Here is a 20,130-nt window from a genome sequence, read left to right as displayed (position 1 = left end):
GTCGACAATGCTCAAAACCGAGCCGCCGCCCCTTGACCCATTAGAGAACGATATCGGCGCGTTCCGGACGTCTTGAATTTGCGACAACGCGAGTCGTTGAATCAGTGGGAACCAAGCAGTCCAGCCGCCGTCGCCACTGTTACGGATCTTAAGTCAAATTTTACCGAACTCGCGTCATGGCTTGAGCGCTGCCGGGTGTTCCTGCCGGCCTGTTTCGCGTAAGGGGTGACGATGCGTATTGTCGGGACGATTCCGCTGGTTCTCGCCTCTGGCCTGATGGCCGTCTCCTCAGCCCGGGCGGGCGAGGGGAGCTGGATTTCCGGCGACTGGTACCTGACGCTCGGCGCCACCGGCCTGGTCGCGCCGAATTTCGAAGGCGGCAAGAAGTACATGCTGAGCGCCCAGCCCATCATCTCGCTCGGCAAGGCCGGTCCGGAGGCGCGCTTCACCTCGCGCAACGACAACATCTCGCTGGCGCTGATCGACGACGGCAGCGTGCGCGCCGGCCTCACCGGCAAGTTCCTGTTCTCGCGCGACAGCAAGGACGAGCTGAAGGGCCTCGACCCGGTGCGCTGGGGCGGCGAGGCGGGCGGCTTCTTCGAATTCTATCCTTTCGACTGGATGCGTGCGCGTGCGGAGTTGAGGCACGGCATCCGTGCCCATGACGGCTTCGTCGCCGACATCGCGGCGGACGCCTTCTACGACGTCACGCCCACGGTGCGCATCTCCGGCGGCCCCCGCGTATCCTTCGCTTCGTCGGGTTATTTCGACGCCTATTACGGCGTCAACGCCAAGGAAGCGGCGGCTTCGGGCTTGAGCGAATACCATCCGGGCGGCGGGCTGAAGTCGACGGGCCTCGGCGGCGCGATCACCTGGAAAGTGACCGAGCCGATGACGGCCAGCGTCTTCACCGAATATTCGCGCCTGATGGGGCCGGCGGCCGATTCCAGCCTGGTCAAGCAGCGCGGCGACCGCAATCAGTGGACAGTCGGTGTCTCGACCACCTACCGCTTCAATTTCTCGATGTAGGGCAAGAAACCAGCGCTCTGCCTTGAAATCCGCGCTTTATTCCTGCCGCGCCATCCGCTAAAAGCCACGCCATGACGAGCTTTTCGCGCCTGTTTGCGATTGCGATACGAATTACGAGCCCGGTGTTCCGGGTGGCCTGAGAGCCGCCGGAGCCGCCGGGACTTTTGCGCGTGGCCCTCGCGCTTTTTCCAGATGATGATAGTTCAACGCCCGAGCCTTTCCGCCGCCGGGCAATGCACATGGCAGACCAATGACCGACACCGTTGAAACGATCGACTATTCCAGAACGCTCTATTTGCCGCAGACGGATTTCCCGATGCGCGCCGGCCTGCCCGAGAAGGAACCCGGCCTGGTCAAGCGCTGGCAGGACATGGACCTTTATCGCAAGCTCCGCGAGGAAGCCGCCGGGCGCGAGAAATTCGTGCTGCATGACGGCCCGCCCTATGCCAACGGCAACATCCATATCGGCCATGCGCTGAACAAGATCCTCAAGGACGTCATCAACCGCTCCTTCCAGATGCGCGGCTACGACGCCAATTACGTGCCGGGCTGGGACTGCCACGGCCTGCCGATCGAATGGAAGATCGAGGAGCAGTATCGCGCCAAGGGCAAGAACAAGGACGAGGTGCCGGTCAACGAGTTCCGCAAGGAATGCCGCGACTTCGCCCAGCACTGGATCAAGGTGCAGGGCGACGAGTTCCAGCGCCTCGGCGTCATCGGCGATTTCGACAACCCTTACACAACGATGGCTTATCATGCCGAGTCGCGCATCGCCGGCGAGCTGTTGAAGTTCGCCATGTCGGGCCAGCTCTATCGCGGTTCCAAGCCGGTGATGTGGAGCGTTGTCGAGCGCACCGCGCTGGCCGAGGCGGAAGTCGAGTACCAGGACTATGAGAGCGACACGATCTGGGTGAAATTCCCGGTCGCGAGCCTTGCGCGCCCGGTTTCCGGCGCCGAGGACGCGCAGGCGGCGGCATTGTCCGAATCCTCGCTCGACCTGCTAGAAGCCCATGTCGTCATCTGGACGACGACGCCGTGGACACTGCCCGGCAACCGCGCCGTCAGCTATTCGTCCCGCGTCGCCTACGGCCTCTACGAGGTGACGGCGGCCGAGAACGATTTCGGCCCGCAGCCCGGAGAGAAGCTGATCTTCGCCGACGCGCTGGCCGAGGACGCCGCTTCCAAGGCCAAGGTCACGTTGAACCGCCTTCACAACGTTTCGGCCGAACAGCTTGCAAGCCTGACACTTTCGCACCCGTTCAGGGGCCTTGCGGACGGCTATCAGTTCCCCGTGCCGATGATCGCGGGCGAGCATGTCACCGACGATGCCGGCACCGGCTTCGTGCACACCGCGCCCAGCCACGGCCGCGAGGACTTCGACGCCTGGATGGATGCGGTGGCCGAGCTGCTCAAGCGCGGCGTCGACACCTCGATCCCGTTCCCGGTCGACGATGCCGGCTTCTTCACCAGGGACGCACCGGGCTTCGGCCCGGACCGCGAGGGCGGGCCGGCGCGCGTCATCGACGACAACGGCAAGAAGGGCAACGCCAACCAGGCGGTCATCGAGGAGCTGATCAAGCGCAACGCGCTCTTCGCGCGCGGCCGGCTGAAGCACAGCTATCCGCATTCCTGGCGCTCGAAGAAGCCGATCATCTTCCGCAACACGCCGCAATGGTTCGTCTATATGGACAAGGACCTCGGCGACGGTACGACGCTGCGCAGCCGCGCGCTTAAGGCGATCGACGACACCCGCTTCGTGCCGGCGGCCGGCCAGAACCGCATCCGCGCCATGATCGAGGAACGCCCCGACTGGGTGCTGTCGCGCCAGCGCGCCTGGGGCGTGCCGATCGCCGTCTTCGCCGACGAGGACGGCAATGTGCTGAAGGACGAGGCGGTCAACCAGCGCATCATGGACGCCTTCGAGAAGGAAGGCGCCGACGCCTGGTTCGCGGACGGCGCCAAGGAGCGCTTCCTCGGCAATCATGACGCCTCGAAATGGCACCAGGTGATGGATATCCTCGACGTCTGGTTCGATTCCGGCTCGACGCATGTCTTCACGCTGGAGGATCGCCCCGACCTCAAATGGCCGGCCGACGTCTATCTCGAAGGCTCGGACCAGCATCGCGGCTGGTTCCATTCCTCGCTGCTAGAAAGCTGCGGCACCAGGGGCAGGGCGCCCTACGACACGGTCATCACCCATGGCTTCACCATGGACGAGGAAGGCCGCAAGATGTCGAAGTCGCTCGGCAACACCGTCGTGCCGCAGGACGTGATCAAGCAGTCCGGCGCCGATATCCTCAGGCTCTGGGTGGTGACGACCGACTATTGGGAAGACCAGCGGCTCGGCAAGAACGTGTTGCAGACCAATATCGACGCCTACCGCAAGCTCAGGAACACGATCCGCTGGATGCTGGGCACGCTTGCCCATGACGATGGCGAGGACGTTGCGCTGGACAAGATGCCGGAGTTGGAGCGGCTGATGCTGCACCGCTTGTCCGAGCTCGACGAGTTGGTGCGCCAGGGCTACGACGCCTTCGAGTTCAAGCGCATCACCCGCGCGCTGCTCGACTTTATGGTGGTGGAGCTCTCGGCTTTCTACTTCGACATCCGCAAGGACGCGCTCTACTGCGACGGGCCCTCCAGCCTGCGCCGCAAGGCGGCGGTGCAGGTCGTGCGTCACCTCTTCGAATGCCTGGTGAAGTGGCTGGCGCCGATGCTGCCCTTCACCATGGAAGAGGCCTGGCTCGACCGCCACCCCGAGGCCGTCTCGGTGCATCTCGACCAGTTCCCGGCCATTCCGGAAAACTGGCGGAACGAGGCGCTGGCCGAGAAGTGGCGCAAGGTCCGGCAAGTGCGCCGCGTCGTCACCGGCGCGCTCGAGATCGCGCGCGCCGAAAAGCTGATCGGCTCCTCGCTGGAAGCCGTGCCGGTGGTCACGATCGACGATGCCGCGCTGGAAGCCGCGATCGCCGATGTCGACATGGCCGAGATGGCGATCACCAGCGACTTGGTCATCAAGCATGGCAAGGCGCCTGAGGGCGCTTTTACCCTCGACGACGTCAAGGGCGTCGCCGTGGTTGTGGAAAAGGCCGAGGACCGCGGTCTGGTCAAATGCGCGCGCTCTTGGCGCTACACGGCCGATGTCGGGCAGGATTCGGAATTCCCGGATGTCTCGGCCCGCGACGCCACGGTGCTGCATGAGCTGAAAGCGCTCGGGCGTTTGTAGGCACCTGTTTATAAGCCGGTGCAGAAATGCCACGCCGGGCGGCCCATATCCGCCCGCGCGTTGCCCTTAACAAGTGGTTGAGGTAAACACGCGACACTCCGGCAGACAAATTGTCGCCGGATTTCCATCGCAAGTGCGGGGATGACGGGGACCGCGCCGTTGGCCGGTGGCGATCAGAGGCAGCTAGAGTGGGACTGTATGGCATGACCGAAAAGACTTTTGCGCGCGCCGCGCTGCTGGCGCCGCTCGTGGTGTCGGCCTTTGCCATGTCGGGCTGCGTCGGCTCTCCGACCTACGGAACGGACAAGACCGCCGCCGAGCAGCTCGCCGACGACGTTTCAGGCGCCATTGCGATCACGCCGAAGCACCGCGATCCTATCGACTACAAGCCGCGCCCCGATCTGGTGAAGCCGGCTCCCGGCCAGAAGGAAAACCTGCCGCCGCCGCAGGAAAGCATCCAGACGGCGAGCGCCGACTGGCCCGAATCGCCCGAGGCGCGCCGCGCCCGCATCCGCGCCGACGCGACCGCCCACCAGAACGATCCGAACTACCAGCCGGAGGCCGTCGAGGACGTGCAGACCGATCCGGTGGCGGTGAAGAAGGCGATGGCCGATTCTGCGTCCAGCCACCCGCCGCGCTGGTCGCCGGACGATTCCAGCGCGACCCGCACCGCCGAGATCCAGCGCCGCCTCGCGGAGCAGAAGCAGGGCAATCCCAATGTCCGCAAATATCTGAGCGAGCCGCCGCTCGCCTATCGTCAGGCTGCCGACACCGCGCCGCAGAACGAGCTCGGCGAGGACGAGTACAAGAAGGAGCGCCGGCTCAAGGCGCAGGCGGAAGGCAAGAAGGGCGGCGGCTGGTTCGACTGGCTGGGCCTGTAAGCGTCCCGCAGTCTTCAAACCGCGCTGCAGCCTTAGATTTCCCGCTTCTCCCGGAAGAAATCCTTCAGGATGAGGGCCGCTTCGCTTTCGCCTAGCCCCGAATAGATGTCTGGCGCATGGTGGCAGGTGGGCGAGGCAAAGAAGCGCGCGCCGTTGACCACCGCGCCGCCTTTCTCGTCGGCGGCGCCGAAATAAAGCCGCCGGAGTCTCGCAAAGGAAATGGCGCCGGCGCACATGGCGCAAGGTTCCAGCGTCACATAGAGGTCGTGACCGGTAAGCCGCTCGCTGGCGAGTTTGCGGCAGGCTTCGCGGATCGCCAGCATCTCGGCGTGCGCGGTCGGGTCGGCGAGCTCGCGCGTGCGGTTGCCGGCCTTCGCCACCACATTGTTGCCGTAAGCGATCACGGCGCCGACCGGAACTTCGCCCCGGCTTGCGGCCGCCTCGGCTTCCTTGAGCGCCAAAGCCATGAAATCCGGCCGCTTCACGCGCTTTCCATTCCGATTACTCCTCGCCACCCGACGGTGATCCTGTTATCTAGCGCGTGACCCTGAAAACCGGAATCGGTTTTTGCCGCGCTGCTGCATGCGCAAAATCAAGATGACACTGCCTGCATTGCGCGTCCGAAGGGGCGCGTGCGCTGTAGCAGTCCAAGACGAGCAAGATCCATATGGACGACGATAAGAAATCATCACGACAAAAGGGACCGCGCAAAGGCGGATCGAAACCGGCGCCGCGCGGCGACAAGCCGTTCCGCAAAGGGCCGCGTTCGGAGGGCAAGCCCTTCGAGAAGCGCGATGGCGCGCGCAAGCCCTACTCACAGCGTAGCGACAGGCCGTTGGCCGCCGACGGCGAGAAGCCCCAGTTCAAGCGGGCCTACAAGCCACGCGACGAGGGCGCGGAACGCGGCGAAAGGCCGTTCCGCAAAGGACCGCGCCCCGAGGGCAGGCCATTCGAGAAGCGTGAAGGCGCGCGAAAACCTTATACGCCACATGGCGATCGGCCGGTGGCGGCCGAAGGCGAGCGCCGGGATTTCAAGCGCAGCTACAAGCCACGTGAAGTCGGCGAGGGCGGCGAGCGTGGCGAAAGACCGTTCCGCAAAGGACCGCCGCGCGACGGCAAGCCCTTCGACAAGCGCGAAGGACGCAAACCCTACACGCCGCGCGGCGATCGGCCGATGGCCGCCGAAGGCGAGCGCGGCGAACGGCGCTTCGATGGTCCCAAGCGCGACTTCGCCGACCATCCCAAACGTGATTTCGCGGAGCGCCCAAAGCGCGATTTCAGCGATCGTCCGCCGCGCGACACCGCGCCCAGGCAGGGCGGCTTCAAGCCGCGCCCGCGGCCCTCGGAAGCAGCGCCGGAGGCTGGCGAGCGCATCGCCAAACGGCTGGCGCGCGCTGGCATCGCATCGCGCCGCGACGCTGAGGAACTGATCGCTGCCGGCCGCGTCAAGGTCAACGGCAAAGTGCTGTCGTCGCCGGCCTTCAACGTCATGCCCGACGATGTCATCCACCTCGACGGCACCGAGATCCCGCCGATCGAGCGCACGCGGCTGTTCCTGTTCCACAAGCCGGCGGGGGTGGTCACCACCAACCGCGATCCGGAAGGCCGCAAGACCGTATTCGACGTGTTGCCGGCCGACCTGCCGCGGCTGATGACAATCGGCCGCCTCGACATCAACACCGAAGGCCTGCTGCTGCTCACCAATGACGGTGGGCTGTCGCGCGTGCTCGAACTGCCGGCAACGGGCTGGCTGAGGCGCTATCGCGTCCGCGTCCACGGCAAGGTCGAAGAGAGCGCGCTTGCTGGCTTGCGCGAAGGCATCGCGGTCGACGGTGTCTTCTATGGTTCGATCGAAGCATCGCTCGACCGCGAGCAGGGCACCAACGCCTGGCTGACGATTGGACTGCGCGAAGGCAAGAATCGCGAGGTGAAGAACATCCTCGGCGCGCTTGGCCTGGATGTGACCCGGCTGATCCGCATCTCTTACGGGCCGTTCCAGCTTAACGATCTGCCGGAAGGCCATGTGCAGGAGATCAAGGGCCGCATGCTGCGCGAGCAGCTCGGTGAGCGGCTGATCGAGGAATCCGGCGCCAATTTCGACGCCGAGATCACGAAACCCTTCTCCAACAAGCCGGTGCGGCGCACCGAGCCGCGCCGCGAGGAGGCTGAGCGACCGAAATTCTCGCGCGAGGGCGATCGCCGTCCAATCGGCGAAGGTGGGCTGATCAAGGCCCGCAAGCGCCGCGAAGGCAGCCGCGACGAGGCTCTGGGCAAGCTGTCGACCAAGCCTGACAGGGCCTTCGGCGAGCGCGGCTCAAAGTCCGGCTTCGACAAATCCGAGCGCGGCTTCGGCAAGTCCGAGCGCGGCTTCGGCGGCAAAGCCGGCGGCAAGAAAGGCGAGCCTCGCCCGATCGAGCCGCCGGGCCAGCGCAAAGCCAATGTCTGGATGGCGCCGGGCGCTCGGCCGATCGGCAAGGGCAGGGCGGAGGCCGACGCCGCAAGGGTCGCGGAGGCGAAGGCGCGCAAGGCATCGTTCAAGCCAGGCGGCAAGCCGTTCGGCAAACCAAGAGGCGATCGACCCGAGGGAAGCGGCGGCGACAGGCCGCGCGGTCCGAAGGGTACGAGAGGTGGCAATGCGGATCGTCGGCGGTGAGCTTCGTGGGCGTCCGCTGACGACGCCCCGTTCTAACGCCATCCGCCCCACCACCGACCGCACCCGCGAGGCGGTGTTCAACGTGCTGGCGCATCGCTATGCCGAGAAGCTCGAGGGCGGCCGTGTGCTCGATCTCTTCGCCGGCACCGGCGCGCTCGGGCTGGAAGCGCTGTCGCGCGGCGCCTCCTACTGTGTCTTCATCGAGGAATCGGCGGAAGGGCGCGGGCTGATCCGCGACAATGTCGAGGCCTTCGGGCTCACCGGGCGCACAAAAATCTTCCGCCGCGACGCCACCCATCTCGGCGACGCCGGCACGCTCTCGCCCTTCGGCCTGGTCTTCGCCGACCCGCCCTATGGCAAGGGGCTCGGCGAACGCGCGCTGCGCTCGGCCAAGGTCGGCGGCTGGCTTTCGCCTGGCGCGCTCTGCGTGGTCGAGGAGGCGGCCTCGGCGGCATTCGAGCCGGGCGCCGGTTTTTCCGTGGTGGACGAGCGCGGCTATGGCGATACGGTGATCAGGTTCATCGAGGTTGGGTAAGGCCCGGCTCCCACAAGGAGAGAAGGTTAGGTCCCGCCTCGAAAATGACGAACAATTCACTTTGGCTCGCCAGCGAAGCTTTTCTATCGTCGCGCGACCGAAACCGGAGCATTTGATGACATTGAGCACCAGAGGGCTGCGCGCAGCATTCCTTGCCGGCACGCTGGCACTGGCAGCGCAGGCTCCGGCGTGGGCCGGGGACGAGGCGGAAGTCAAGGACTTCCTGCTCGACAACGGCATGGAGGTGGTCGTCATTCCGGACCATCGCGCCCCGATCGTCACGCATATGGTTTGGTACAAGATCGGCAGCGCCGACGAGCCGCCCGGCAAATCCGGCATCGCGCATTTCTTCGAGCATCTGATGTTCAAGGCGACCGCCAACCACGCTGCCGGCGAGTTCGACCGGGCCGTGGCCGACATCGGCGGCTCGAACAACGCCTTCACGTCATACGATTACACCGCCTTCCATGAAACGGTGCCGCCTTCGGCGCTCGAGCAGATGATGGGGTTCGAGGCCGACCGCATGCGCAACCTCGTCCTCACCGACGACGTCATCAAGACCGAGCGCGACGTGATCCTGGAGGAGCGCCGCTCGCGTATCGACAGCGATCCGCAGGCCGTGCTCGACGAGGAGGTCGACGCGACGCTCTGGCAGAACCAGCCCTACCGCATTCCGGTGATCGGCTGGATGCAGGAGATGCAGCAGCTGAACCGCGAGGACGCCAAGGCTTTTTACGACACCTTCTACCGGCCGAACAACGCCGTGGTGATCGTCGCCGGCGATGTCGATCCGGACGCGGTGAAGGCGATGGCCGAAAGGACGTACGGAAAGGTCGCGCGCGGGCCGGATCTGCGGCCGCGTATCCGCCCGGTCGAGCCGGAGCAGAACACGCGGCGCACGGTCACCCTCACCGACGCGCGCGTCTCGGTGCCGAGCTTTTCCACGCAATGGGTTGTGCCGTCCTATCATACCGCCAAGCCCGGCGAGGCCGAGGCGCTCGATCTTCTGGCCGAGATCCTGGGCGGCGACAACCGCAGCCGGCTATACCAGCAGCTGGTGGTCAAGCAGGGCATCGCCTCCGAGGCCGGCGCGTTCTTCCAGGGCACCATGCTCGACGCCACCAACTTCACCGTCTACGGCTCGCCGCGCGGCGACGCCAAGCTTTCCGATGTCGAAGCTGCCGTCGACGCCGAGATCGCGCGCATCGTGAGGGACGGGGTGACCGATGACGAACTGGAGCGGGCCAAGACGCGCTACGTCCGCTCGATGATCTTTGCCCGCGACAAGCAGGACGACATGGCCAATATGTACGGCTCGACGCTCGCCACCGGCGGCAATGTGAAGGATGTTGAGGAATGGCCGGACCGCATCCGCAAGGTGACAGCCGGAGAGATCAAGGCGGCGGCCGCCCGCTACCTCGTGCTCGACCATTCGACGACCGGCTATCTCCTGCCGCAGCAACAGGCGGGCAACTGATGATGAGCCTTGTACGCGGACGGATGAGTGCTTTTCCTTCTCTCCTTGTGGGGTCCGAAGGACGGGGCGAGACCCGTGGCTCGCCCCAGGGTGGTGGATCGGCGCGCAGCGCCGAGACGGATGAGGGGTGTTGGAAGAAACGCGACCTATCTCGTCGGGCATCGAGGGCTGGCGGTTTCCAAAGTCGCACTCCGCCCAGAACCCATCGTCCGTCGCCTTCGGCGACACCTTCTCCCACAAGGGGAGAAGGGGGACTCTATCGCATCTTCGCCACCCTCTGCTTTGCCCTTTTCTTCCTGCTCTTGCCGGCGCTTGCCGCTCACGCGGAGATGAATATCCAGGAGGTGAAGTCGAAGAAGGGCATCACCGCCTGGCTGGTGGAAGACCATTCGATCCCGCTGGTTGCCATCCGCTTCGTCTTCGATGGCGGCACCGCACAGGACCCCGCCGGCAAGGAAGGGCTGGTCAATTTGATGACCGGCCTGTTCGACGAGGGCGCCGGCGACCTCGACAGCGAGGCCTTCCAGCTAAAGCTCGACGATGCCGGCGCCGAGATGAGTTTTCAGGCGGCGCGCGACGGCACCTATGGCTCGATGCGCATGCTGTCCGACCAGAAGGACGAGGCTTTCGGCCTGCTGAAGCTCTCGGTGAACAGCCCGCGCTTCGACCAGGCGCCGATCGACCGCATCCGCGCCCAGACACTCTCAGGCATCCTCGCCAATGAGCGCGATCCCAACACGATCGCCCAGCAACGCTGGCTGCGCGCGATCTATGGCAAGCATCCCTATGCGCGGCCGGACGAGGGCACCAAGGAGAGCCTCGCCACCATCACCGCCGACGACCTCAAGGCCTTCCACAAAGCGAATTTCGCCCGTGGTGGTCTGCATGTGACGGTGGTGGGCGACATCGACGCCGCCACGCTGAGCGGCAAGCTGGACGAGGTGTTCGGCGACTTGCCGCAGAAGCAGACACTGGCCTCCGTTGCCGATGTCGTGCCCAAGCTCGGCCAGCAGTTGGAAGTGAACTACGACCTGCCGCAGACCTCGCTGCAGCTTGCCTGGCCCGGCGTGAAACGGAGCGATCCGGATTTCTACGCCGCGGTGCTGATGAACGAGATTCTCGGCGGCTCGACCTTCACGTCGCGGCTTTACGAGGAGGTGCGCGAGAAGCGCGGCCTTGCCTATGGCGTCAGCTCCGATCTCGTCGATCACGAGCATTCCAACGCGCTGCTGGTCACGACGGCGACCCGCTCCGACCGCGCCGCCGAGACGCTGTCGATCGTGCGCCAGGTGGTAAAGGAGATGGCCGAGAAGGGGCCAACCGAGGAGGAGCTTGCGGCGACCAAGAAATACATGATCGGGGCCTATGCCATCAACAACCTGGACTCCTCTAGTTCCATCGCCGCAACGCTGGTCGAACTGCAGCTCGACAATCTCGGCATCGACTATATCAAGCGCCGTGCCGCGCTGATCGACGCGGTGACGCTTGCAGACGTCAAGGCGGCGGCGAAGAAGCTGCTGTCGGCCGACCCGGCGGTGATGGTGATCGGTCCGCCGCTTGTGCAGGTGGCGGGGAGCGGCAAGGGATGAGCCCGACTTTCGCGGTTGCCTTCGGCGGCGGCGGGGCGCGGGGACTTGCGCATATCCACGCCATCGAGGCGCTGGACGAGCTCGGCATCAGGCCGGTGGCGATCGCCGGCTCCTCGATCGGCGCGATAATGGGCGCCGGGATGGCCGCCGGCATGCGAGGGGCGGAGATCCACGATTACAGCCGCTCGATCCTCGGCAGCCGCGCCGAGGTGGCCGCGCGCATGTGGCGCTCGCGGCCGGGCACGATCGCGGAGGCCATGCAGGGCGGCATCCGCGTCGGCCAGTTCAATGTCGAACGCATCCTCAAGGCTTTCCTGCCTGACGCCATTCCCGCCACCTTCGAAGAGCTGAAGATCCCGCTGAAAGTCACGGCGACCGACTATTTCGGCCACAAGCTCGCGGTCTTCGCCGAGGGCGACCTGCATTCGGCGCTGGCAGCCTCGGCCGCCATTCCGGCGGTGTTTCGCCCGGTGACGCGCGACGGCCGCGTGCTGATCGACGGCGGCATCTACAATCCGGTGCCCTTCGATCTCGTCGAGAAGGACGCCGACATCATTATCGCCATCGACGTGGTGGGGGCGCCGAGCGACGTCGAGCGCAAGCACCCGACCACGGTCGACCTGATGTATGGCGCCACGCAATTGATGATGCAGTCGATCACCGCCAACAAGCTGCGGCAGCACCCGCCGGATATCCTCATCCGCCCGGCGGTCTCGAAATACCGCGTGCTCGATTTCCTGAAGGTCGAGGCGCTGATGGCCGACACCGTCGAGATCAAGGACGAGCTGAAGCGCGCCGTCGAGAAGGCGGTTGCCGAGCATGACGGCAAGCGCGGCAAGAAGGTGGTGTAGAGATGTCGCCACCTTCATGGGCGGGCGCATAGCGACTAAGGTCCGGCAACAAAAGTCCGATGGGAAAGTTGCATAGGTCCCTGATCAAGTTGGACCTATGAAGATATGAATTATTCGTGATCCATTATGGGCCGCATTCAAGCCTAAGCTTGCGTTTTGTCATTAACTCTTCATCGAATTGCCCGTTGACGCACGCTGCGGTAGAGTTAATAATATCCTAATATAGTAGCGAGAACAGTCTCCCGACCGGCAACAACGAGTCACGGCGCTACTGGGGTAGGGGAAACGCAGCGCGGCGTTCATAGCCGCTTCAGCCGTACATCATCGAGCCGCCAGCCGTCGTGAGCCGCCATGTGCATTTGCTCGCCGGCCGGAGCCGTTGGTCGCGGCCTGTTGAACGCTTAACGGACCCTCCCTCACTCGCGGAATCGGGCGCTGATCGCAGCGCCTTTGGCATGGGGTAGTTCGCCGCCTCGCGCGGCCAATAGGGGCGCGTTGGGCGCAAGGGAGTTTGAAATGGCCGATACCATAGTTGACCTGACGGATGCGACGACATCGCAGACGTTGACCGATGGCACCATCTTTGCGGCCGAGCAGCAAGGCGACTCCGGCACCGGCAACTATGACAGTTTCCTTGTCCTTGGGGCGAACGGCACCGAGAGCGGCTTCAATACCGACGGCACTCCGCTGCCGCTGGATGACAAACAGCAGGAGCACACCAACGCGCTTCTGCTGAGCGACATGCAGGTGGTGACCGTGGACGGTCACGACTACTACGTGTTCAAGCTCGACGCGAACGAGCCGAACAGCCCTTCCGGGTCGTTGCTGTCTCTGAACTCGCTGCAGATATACTCGGCATCAGACCCGAATATTACGAACCTTTCCGCTCTCCAGAGCCAGCAGTTGCTCTATGACATGGATGGGAATGCCACCGACGGTGACGTGACCGTTCAGTTGAACGCCGGCAAAGACGCGCCAGCCGGCAGCGGACAAGGCGATCTCTTCGTCTACATCCCGACAAGTTTCTTCACGGGGGCGACTGGGGACTATGTCTATCTGTATTCGGCATTCGGCAACCCCAGCGGCTCGGACGGTGGCTTTGAGGAGTGGGGCGTCATCACCAAAGACAATGTAGATCACGCGCCGGCGGTCGCGATCGAGAAGACGGCCGATCCGACTTCAATCGACGAGGGCGAGGCGACGACCGTCACCTACACCTACAAGGTGACCAACACGAGTGCTGACGGAGCCACCGATCCGCTGACGCTGACCTCGCTCGTCGATGACAACGCGACGTCGGGCGACCCCAGTGACGACATCAACCTGCTGAACGGCTTCGTCGCCAACAGCTCGCATGGCACTCACTATGTGTCCGGGGACACCGACAACGACTACCTGGTCGACAGCAACGAGACCTGGATCTTTACGGCGGACGTCAATATCGATGCCCAGAATGCCGGCGGCAGCATCGTCAACACGGTCGTCGTGCATGCCCATGACGACGACAGCACCGACGACGTGCAGGCCACAGACGACGCGACCGTGACGGTGAGCGATGTCGCGCCGTCGATCGCCATCGAGAAGACCGCCGACCCGACCTCGATCGACGAGGGCTCGGCCGCCGACGTCACCTACACCTACGAGGTGACGAACACGAGCGCTGCCGGCGCGTTCGATCCGCTGACGCTGACCTCGCTGGTCGACGACAACGCGACGCCCGGCGACACCAGCGACGACATCGACCTGCTGACCGGCTTCGTCGCCAACAGCACTCACGGCGACTACTACGTGTCCGGCGACACCGATGGCGACTACCTCGTCGACAGTAACGAGAAATGGGTCTTCAGCGCGACCGTCGGCGTCGACGCCCACAACGCCGGCAGCATCGTCAACACGGTTGTCGTGCACGCCCATGACGACGACAGCACCGACGACGTGTCCGCCAACGATACTGCGACCGTGACGGTGAACGACGTCGCGCCGTCGGTCGCCATCGAGAAAACCGTAGATGCCGATCATGACGGCATCTTCCATTCGTCCGAAACGGTTCAGTCGGGAGCGCAGAACGCCACCTATCACTACGAGATAACCAACACGAGCGCGGCCGGCGTGTTCGATCCGCTGACGCTGACCTCGTTGGTCGACGACAACGCGACGCCCGGAGATACTAGCGACGACATTAATCTGGTGGACGGCTTCGTAGCCAACAGCTCATACGGCACACACTATGTGTCGGGCGATCTCGATGGCGACTATCAAGTCGACAGCAACGAGACCTGGGTCTTCGAAGCGACCAGCGCCTTCAACCTGCTTCCCAACGCCGACACCAGAACCAACACGGTGGAAGTCGTGGCGCATGACGATGACAGCCTGAACGAGGTCAGCGCCGAAGACAGCGCGACAGTTCAGTCGTTCGCAGGTCCCGGAGTGCGCACCCCGGGTTTCTGGAGCAATCTCGGCAAGTCGTTCTGGGATGGCGTTGCGGGTGCCGACAAATCCGGCCCGAACTTCGCTTCCGGTGAATTGCTCTATGCTGTCGATTCCAACAACGACGGACAAAAGGATGCCACCAAAGGCCTTCTGATCGGAGACTACAACAAGAACGGGGTGACCGATGCCGGGGAGGACACGTTCTTCATCTCCTACGCCGATGCACTGAAGGTGATCAACGCGTCGACCAAGGATCTGCAGGATACACGCTTTGTCCTTGCCCGCGATGCGGCAGCCACCTGGCTCAACTATCTGGCCGGGAATCCGATCGGCGACGCATCCGATCCCAACAGCCCTCACAAATATCTCGACCAGGCCATCGACTGGCTGCAGGTGGAGAATGGCGGGACATCCTCCTCTCACTTCGAGGATTGGGGTGGTGGCAGCGCGGTGAAGGCGAGCAGCGCAGCATGGAACATCGGACTGGACGCCGAGTCCGCCACCGCGGGGTCCGAGCTTGGCGGAAACCTGATCCATCAGGAACTCGACTTCTACAACAACACCGGAATGACGTTCGAGGGGGCGATATTGCACGTCTACGCCAATGACGGCGGCTGACGCATCGCATGCGCCGCCTGGGGTCGTGCGAGAGGCAGGTGGATTGACCGTGGTGTTTTGTTTGGTGTCGCTTCGGCAATGATAGTCAAGGCAGGGTCTGGTTCAGCGCGGGCAAAGGTAAGGTTCATAGGTCTGATCCTTATCGCTTGCGCTGCCCCTTTTATCTTCGGCGGCTCCGGATGGCCTGCGCCGGCGGGGCCGGCGTCGTTGGGCAAGATGCTTGTTGCAGTGGCAGTTGTGGGCGTCGGCGGCCTGGCTCTATTTCGCCCCCGCCAGGGCATGTCCGGCAGCGCAACCGGCGGCGCCGCCGGCCGGCCCACCGTGACAAGCGGCAAGCCATCGGCAAACCCGCCAAGACGCCGCGCGGCGCGCTCGCCTCGTTCCGAGCTCGCCGTGGCGCTCGCTTCCTGTCGCTCGGCCTTCCTTGCGGTCGGGCTGTTCAGCGGCGTGCTCAACGTGTTGATGCTCACCGGCTCGCTCTACATGCTCGAGGTCTATGACCGCGTGCTGCCGAGCCGCAGCCTGCCGACGCTCGTCGGCATCTCGATATTGCTGCTCATCCTCTATTGCGGGCAGGGCATCCTCGATTTCGTGCGCGGGCGGGTACTGGTGCGCATCGGCGGCGCCCTCGACGAGGCGCTTGGTCAACGCGTTTACACGTCAATGCTGCGATTGCCGCTAAAGACTGGGCGCGAGGGCGACGGCCTGCAGCCGATGCGGGATCTCGACGGTGTACGTGCCTTTCTGTCGGGCATGGGACCGACAGCGCTTTTCGACCTGCCGTGGCTGCCGCTCTACCTGGTCATCATTTTCATGTTCCACTGGCTGCTTGGCGTGACGGCGCTGGTCGGCGCAATCGTGCTGGTCACGCTGACGATTATGGCTGAACGGCTGACGCGAAAGCCGGTGTCGTCGGGAACCTTGAGCGGCATCCGCCGCAATGGCCTGATCACCGCCGCGAGCCGCAACGCTGAGGTCGTCGCCGCCATGGGCATGGCCGGCTGGCTCGCCGCGAGATGGGGAGACGCCAACCTCGAATACATTGCCGAGCAGCGCAAGGTGAGCGATGTCGCCGGCGGTTTCGGCGCGATATCGAAAGTGCTGCGTATGCTGCTGCAGTCGTCCATGCTCGGCATCGGCGCCTGGCTGGTCATCGAGCAGCAGGCGACGGCCGGCATCATCATCACCGCATCGATCCTCAGCGGGCGCGCGCTGGCCCCGGTCGACCTTGCCATCGCCAACTGGAAAGGCTTCATCACCGCGCGCCTGGGCTGGCAGCGTCTGACGAAGGTGCTGGCCGCGCTGCCTGCCGAGGCCGAGCCCATGCTGCTGCCCGCGCCGAGCGCGAATATGAGCATGCAGAATGTTTCCATCGCCGCTCCGGGCACACAGCGGCTGCTGGTCCATGACGCAAGCTTCGCCATGGAGGCGGGCCATGCCGTCGGCATCATCGGGCCGAGCGGGTCGGGAAAATCCACGCTGGTGCGCGCTCTTGTCGGGGCATGGTTGCCGGTGGCCGGCAGGATAAGATTGGACGGCGCCGATCTCGACCAGTGGTCGCAGCAGGAGCATGGCCGCCATATCGGCTACCTGCCGCAGGACGTGGAACTTTTTGCCGGCACGGTCGCCGAGAACATCGCCCGTTTCGAGCCCGACGCCGATGCCGGCGCCATCATCGCCGCGGCGAAGGCGGCAGGCGCGCATGAGCTTATCGTCGGTTTTCGCGAAGGCTATGAGACCGAGATCGGCGAGCATGGCGAGGCGCTGTCGGCCGGCCAGCGGCAGCGCATCGCACTGGCGCGCGCGCTTTATCGCGATCCGTTCCTCGTCGTGCTCGACGAGCCGAATTCCAACCTCGACATGGATGGCGAGCAGGCGCTCATTCGGGCCATGATAGCGGTTCGCGAGCGCGGCGGCGTGGTGGTTATCGTCGCGCACAGGCCGAACGTGCTGACGGCCGTCGATTTCGTGCTGGCCATGAACCAGGGACGCATCCATGCCTTCGGCCCGAAGGACGAGGTGTTCGCCAAGATGTTCCCGACGCTGCGGCCGGTGCCGGCAGCCAACCCGCAGTTGAGGGTGGCAGCCGAAAACCCGCCGCGGGCCGTCGGTGACGGAAGCGAGGGGGGGCACTAGCATGGTTTACCCGGGCGCCTCCCACTCGTCGATCCGCTTCTACATGCGGCTCGGCTTCGGCATCGTGATCCTGCTTGCCGGAGGCGTCGGCGGCTGGGCTTCGGTCACCGAGATCGCCGGCGCGGTAATCGCTCCTGGCACGCTCGTCGTCGATTCCCACGTCAAGGACGTGCAGCATTCGACCGGCGGCATCGTCGCCGAAATCGATGCCCGCGACGGCGATCGCGTGAAGGCCGGCGACCTGCTTTTGCGGCTCGACCGCACCGTGCCCGCCGCCAATCTTGCCGTGGTGAGCAAGGCGCTCGACCAGCTTGCGGCGCGCAAGGCGCGCCTCGATGCCGAGCGCCTGGGCAGCGACGCGATCGTCTTTCCGGCCGACCTGCTGGACCGCTCCGCCGACCCGGATGTCGCCGAGGCGATTGCCGGCGAAAAGCAGCATTTCGAGACGCGGCGTACATCCCGCGCGGGTCAGAAGAGCCAGCTCGAGGAACGCATCGCGCAGCTCGAGAAGGAGATCATCGGCGACACCGCGCAGGCGCAAGCAAAGAGCAAGGAGATCGAGCTGGTGCAGAAGGAGCTCGCTTCGGTGCGCGCGCTCTGGGCCAAGAAGCTCATTTCGATCGACCGGCTGACGCAAACCGAGCGCGAGGCGACGCGGCTGGACGGCGAGCGCGGCCAACTCATTGCCGCGCAGGCGCAGGCGCAAGGGAGGATCGCGGAGATCAAGCTGCAGATCATCCAGATCGACCTCGACCTCAGCACCGAAGTCAACAAGGACCTGCGCGACGTCGACGGCAAGGTGGGTGAGCTTTTGGAGCGCAAGGTCGCGGCCGAGGATCAGTTGAAGCGAGTCGACATCCGCGCCCCGCAGGACGGCGTCGTGCAGCAGTCGATCGCCTATACGATCGGCGGCGTGGTCACGCCCGGACAGACGATCATGCAGGTCGTGCCCGACAATGACAGCCTGGCGGTGGAGGCCAAGATCGCGCCGAGCGACATCGACCAGCTATGGGTCGGCCAGCCCGCCTCGCTGCGCTTCTCGGCGTTCAACCAGCGCACCACGCCGCAGATCAACGGCGTGGTCGAGCGGACCTCGCCCGACATCACCACCGACCAGCGCACCGGCGTCAGCTACTACACCGTGCGCATCGCGACGACCGCGACCGAGGTGGCGCGGCTGGGCGACGTAAAACTGGTGCCCGGCATGCCGGTGGAGTCCTTCATCAAGACCGAGGACCGTTCGGTGATGTCCTATCTGGTGAAGCCGCTGCAGGACCAGGTCAGCCGCGCGTTCCGGCAGTAGAGCGCTTACGGTTTCGCTGCAGGCCTGTACTCCAGCGCCACCACGCCGTTGCTGAACGGCGCGGCGGAGACCAGATCCAGCGCAAGCGGCTTGTCGGACGGGAACAACGGCTTGCCCTGGCCGACGGCGCCCGGATAGACGAGCAGCCGGAGGCGGTCGACGAGGCCGTGGCTGAGCAACTGCCGGGCAATGCTCAAGCTGCCGTGGACATAGATGTTGCCGCCGCTCTGCTGCTTCAGCCTGGCGACCGCTTCGGGCAGGGGGCCGGCAAGCAATTCCGCCGGCTGCCAGTCGAACGCCTTCTGCCTGGTCGAGGCGACATATTTCGGCAGCGCGTTGAAGCGGTCTGCGAAGTCCCCGGTTTCCTTGGGCCATGAACCGGCAAAGATCTCGTAGGTCGTGCGGCCGAGAAGCATGGCGCCGCTGTCGGCAAGCTCGTCCTCCTTGAACGCATTCATCTCGTCGTTCCAGGTCACGCCCGGCAGCTTCTCGGCCTCGGCGACGCCGTCGACACTGATGAATTCGGTGACGATAAGCTTTCTCATGATGTTTCTCCCTTGTCTCGGACGCAACGCCACCTGGGTTGAAGAACCACAGTCTGCCGTGGCCTACCGGCCGCAGCGTTGCTGTGGAGCCAGGCCTGCACCCAATTATGTCATTCTCCGAACGACCCAGAGCGACCGGCCCGCATGAGCGATTCCGGACACGAGTCGAAGGCGAGGATCATCTTTGAGCCGGTCAGCCTCAACCACATCAAGAAGCAGGATCCGCTGATCGGTCTCGTTTGCGTTCGGCGTAATCCAGCAGCGCCGATCCTCGCAGCAAAGCCCGGCTTCCGGATGCTCCTGGAGGTACTCAATCGCATATTCGGCGTCCACTTTTCTCGGTCCCACGTCCACGGACATTTGCTCTTCTCCTCCTCCGTCTGCGATCGGCTAGGAACTATACTTGATTATGGCGGTGCGCGGCGCCATCGCTGGGGCGCCTAAGAAGAGTCGGGCAGACGGTCGCGTCGGAAAAAGACCGAGAGCCACGGACGCGCCTACAGGATCAAAGACTGCCCTCGCAGCCGAGGTGCACCATCTCCAGACCTTGCGAAACCCCGCAAACGCCGCGTTCGACTCCTTGGGGACGATGCCGATGTATCGGGGAGGAAAGTCCGCCGCCAGGCGGTCCATGGATCTGACCGGCGTCACCCGCAGGCTTTCTCCGTAGCGCGAAGCTCCTGCAGCGTGGCCATTGTTTCGGCAAGACTCTGCTCGAATGGAATCTTCGGTGTCCAGCCAAGCTCGCGCCTGGTCGTCGCGTTGGACGACGCTCAGCTTGCCCAGCCAGGCCACGGTCAGCTGCGTGGTGAAGATGCGCGGCACGCCGAGTGTCCTTGTGTTGAACTATTCTAACC

At 64.6% G+C, this 20,130-nt stretch carries 14 protein-coding genes; 11 read left to right on the top strand and 3 right to left on the bottom strand.

All coding sequences use genetic code 11. The features are described 5' to 3' along the window. The first annotated feature begins 231 nt into the window (after window positions 1–231). The 3 genes from AU465_RS17985 (at window position 232) to AU465_RS17975 (ending at window position 5,136) form a co-directional block, all read left to right on the top strand. Window positions 232–1,029 carry a MipA/OmpV family protein gene (locus tag AU465_RS17985; protein ID WP_192250513.1) on the top strand — a complete coding sequence of 266 codons (798 nt, stop codon included), beginning with the start codon at window positions 232–234 and terminating at the stop codon, window positions 1,027–1,029. 250 nt (window positions 1,030–1,279) lie between these two features. Then, on the top strand, window positions 1,280–4,255 hold the full coding sequence (gene ileS / locus AU465_RS17980) for an isoleucine--tRNA ligase (protein ID WP_192250510.1): 2,976 nt from the start codon (window positions 1,280–1,282) through the stop codon (window positions 4,253–4,255). Between the two features lie 203 nt (window positions 4,256–4,458). Continuing rightward, complete coding sequence (locus AU465_RS17975) at window positions 4,459–5,136, top strand: hypothetical protein (RefSeq protein ID WP_192250508.1); 678 nt, start codon at window positions 4,459–4,461, stop codon at window positions 5,134–5,136. A 32-nt stretch (window positions 5,137–5,168) separates the two neighbouring features. Here the strand turns inward: AU465_RS17975 and AU465_RS17970 are convergent, their stop codons facing one another. Beyond that, complete coding sequence (locus AU465_RS17970) at window positions 5,169–5,621, bottom strand: nucleoside deaminase (protein WP_192250505.1); 453 nt, start codon at window positions 5,619–5,621, stop codon at window positions 5,169–5,171. A gap of 182 nt (window positions 5,622–5,803) precedes the next feature. On the opposite strand from AU465_RS17970, the gene AU465_RS17965 reads away from it, so the two are divergent. From AU465_RS17965 to AU465_RS17930, 8 genes are all read left to right on the top strand, one after another. Further along, on the top strand, window positions 5,804–7,789 hold the full coding sequence (locus AU465_RS17965) for a pseudouridine synthase (RefSeq protein WP_192250502.1): 1,986 nt from the start codon (window positions 5,804–5,806) through the stop codon (window positions 7,787–7,789). Further along, a complete protein-coding gene (gene rsmD / locus AU465_RS17960) occupies window positions 7,770–8,324 on the top strand; it encodes a 16S rRNA (guanine(966)-N(2))-methyltransferase RsmD (RefSeq protein WP_192250500.1) in 555 nt (184 codons plus the stop codon). The genes AU465_RS17965 and rsmD overlap by 20 nt, the downstream gene beginning before the upstream one ends. A gap of 115 nt (window positions 8,325–8,439) precedes the next feature. Continuing rightward, complete coding sequence (locus tag AU465_RS17955; RefSeq protein ID WP_192250496.1) at window positions 8,440–9,801, top strand: M16 family metallopeptidase; 1,362 nt, start codon at window positions 8,440–8,442, stop codon at window positions 9,799–9,801. 329 nt (window positions 9,802–10,130) lie between these two features. Next, the gene (locus tag AU465_RS17950; protein ID WP_192250492.1) at window positions 10,131–11,390 is read left to right on the top strand and encodes a M16 family metallopeptidase; all 1,260 of its coding nucleotides are present in this window, start codon (window positions 10,131–10,133) and stop codon (window positions 11,388–11,390) included. After that, window positions 11,387–12,241: a patatin-like phospholipase family protein gene (locus tag AU465_RS17945; protein WP_192250489.1), complete on the top strand. Its 855-nt coding sequence runs from the start codon at window positions 11,387–11,389 to the stop codon at window positions 12,239–12,241. The genes AU465_RS17950 and AU465_RS17945 overlap by 4 nt, the downstream gene beginning before the upstream one ends. 516 nt (window positions 12,242–12,757) lie before the next feature. Then, the gene (locus AU465_RS17940; protein ID WP_192250486.1) at window positions 12,758–15,289 is read left to right on the top strand and encodes a hypothetical protein; all 2,532 of its coding nucleotides are present in this window, start codon (window positions 12,758–12,760) and stop codon (window positions 15,287–15,289) included. Between the two features lie 228 nt (window positions 15,290–15,517). Further along, complete coding sequence (locus AU465_RS17935; RefSeq protein ID WP_312891277.1) at window positions 15,518–17,425, top strand: type I secretion system permease/ATPase; 1,908 nt, start codon at window positions 15,518–15,520, stop codon at window positions 17,423–17,425. Between the two features lies 1 nt (window position 17,426). After that, window positions 17,427–18,728, top strand: coding sequence for an HlyD family type I secretion periplasmic adaptor subunit (locus tag AU465_RS17930; RefSeq protein ID WP_192250482.1), 1,302 nt, complete (start codon window positions 17,427–17,429; stop codon window positions 18,726–18,728). 5 nt (window positions 18,729–18,733) lie between these two features. On the opposite strand, the gene AU465_RS17925 is transcribed toward AU465_RS17930, so the two are convergent. Both AU465_RS17925 and AU465_RS17920 read right to left on the bottom strand, forming a co-directional pair. Continuing rightward, the gene (locus AU465_RS17925; protein ID WP_192250480.1) at window positions 18,734–19,273 is read right to left on the bottom strand and encodes a dihydrofolate reductase family protein; all 540 of its coding nucleotides are present in this window, start codon (window positions 19,271–19,273) and stop codon (window positions 18,734–18,736) included. Between the two features lie 105 nt (window positions 19,274–19,378). After that, the gene (locus tag AU465_RS17920; protein WP_192250476.1) at window positions 19,379–19,633 is read right to left on the bottom strand and encodes a hypothetical protein; all 255 of its coding nucleotides are present in this window, start codon (window positions 19,631–19,633) and stop codon (window positions 19,379–19,381) included. Window positions 19,634–20,130: the final 497 nt, after the last annotated feature.

It is taken from the genome of Mesorhizobium silamurunense (assembly GCF_014843905.1).
GTDB lineage: Bacteria > Pseudomonadota > Alphaproteobacteria > Rhizobiales > Rhizobiaceae > Mesorhizobium > Mesorhizobium silamurunense.
Note: the sequence above shows the minus strand (reverse complement) of the source record. Positions and strands in the feature narration are given on the sequence as shown.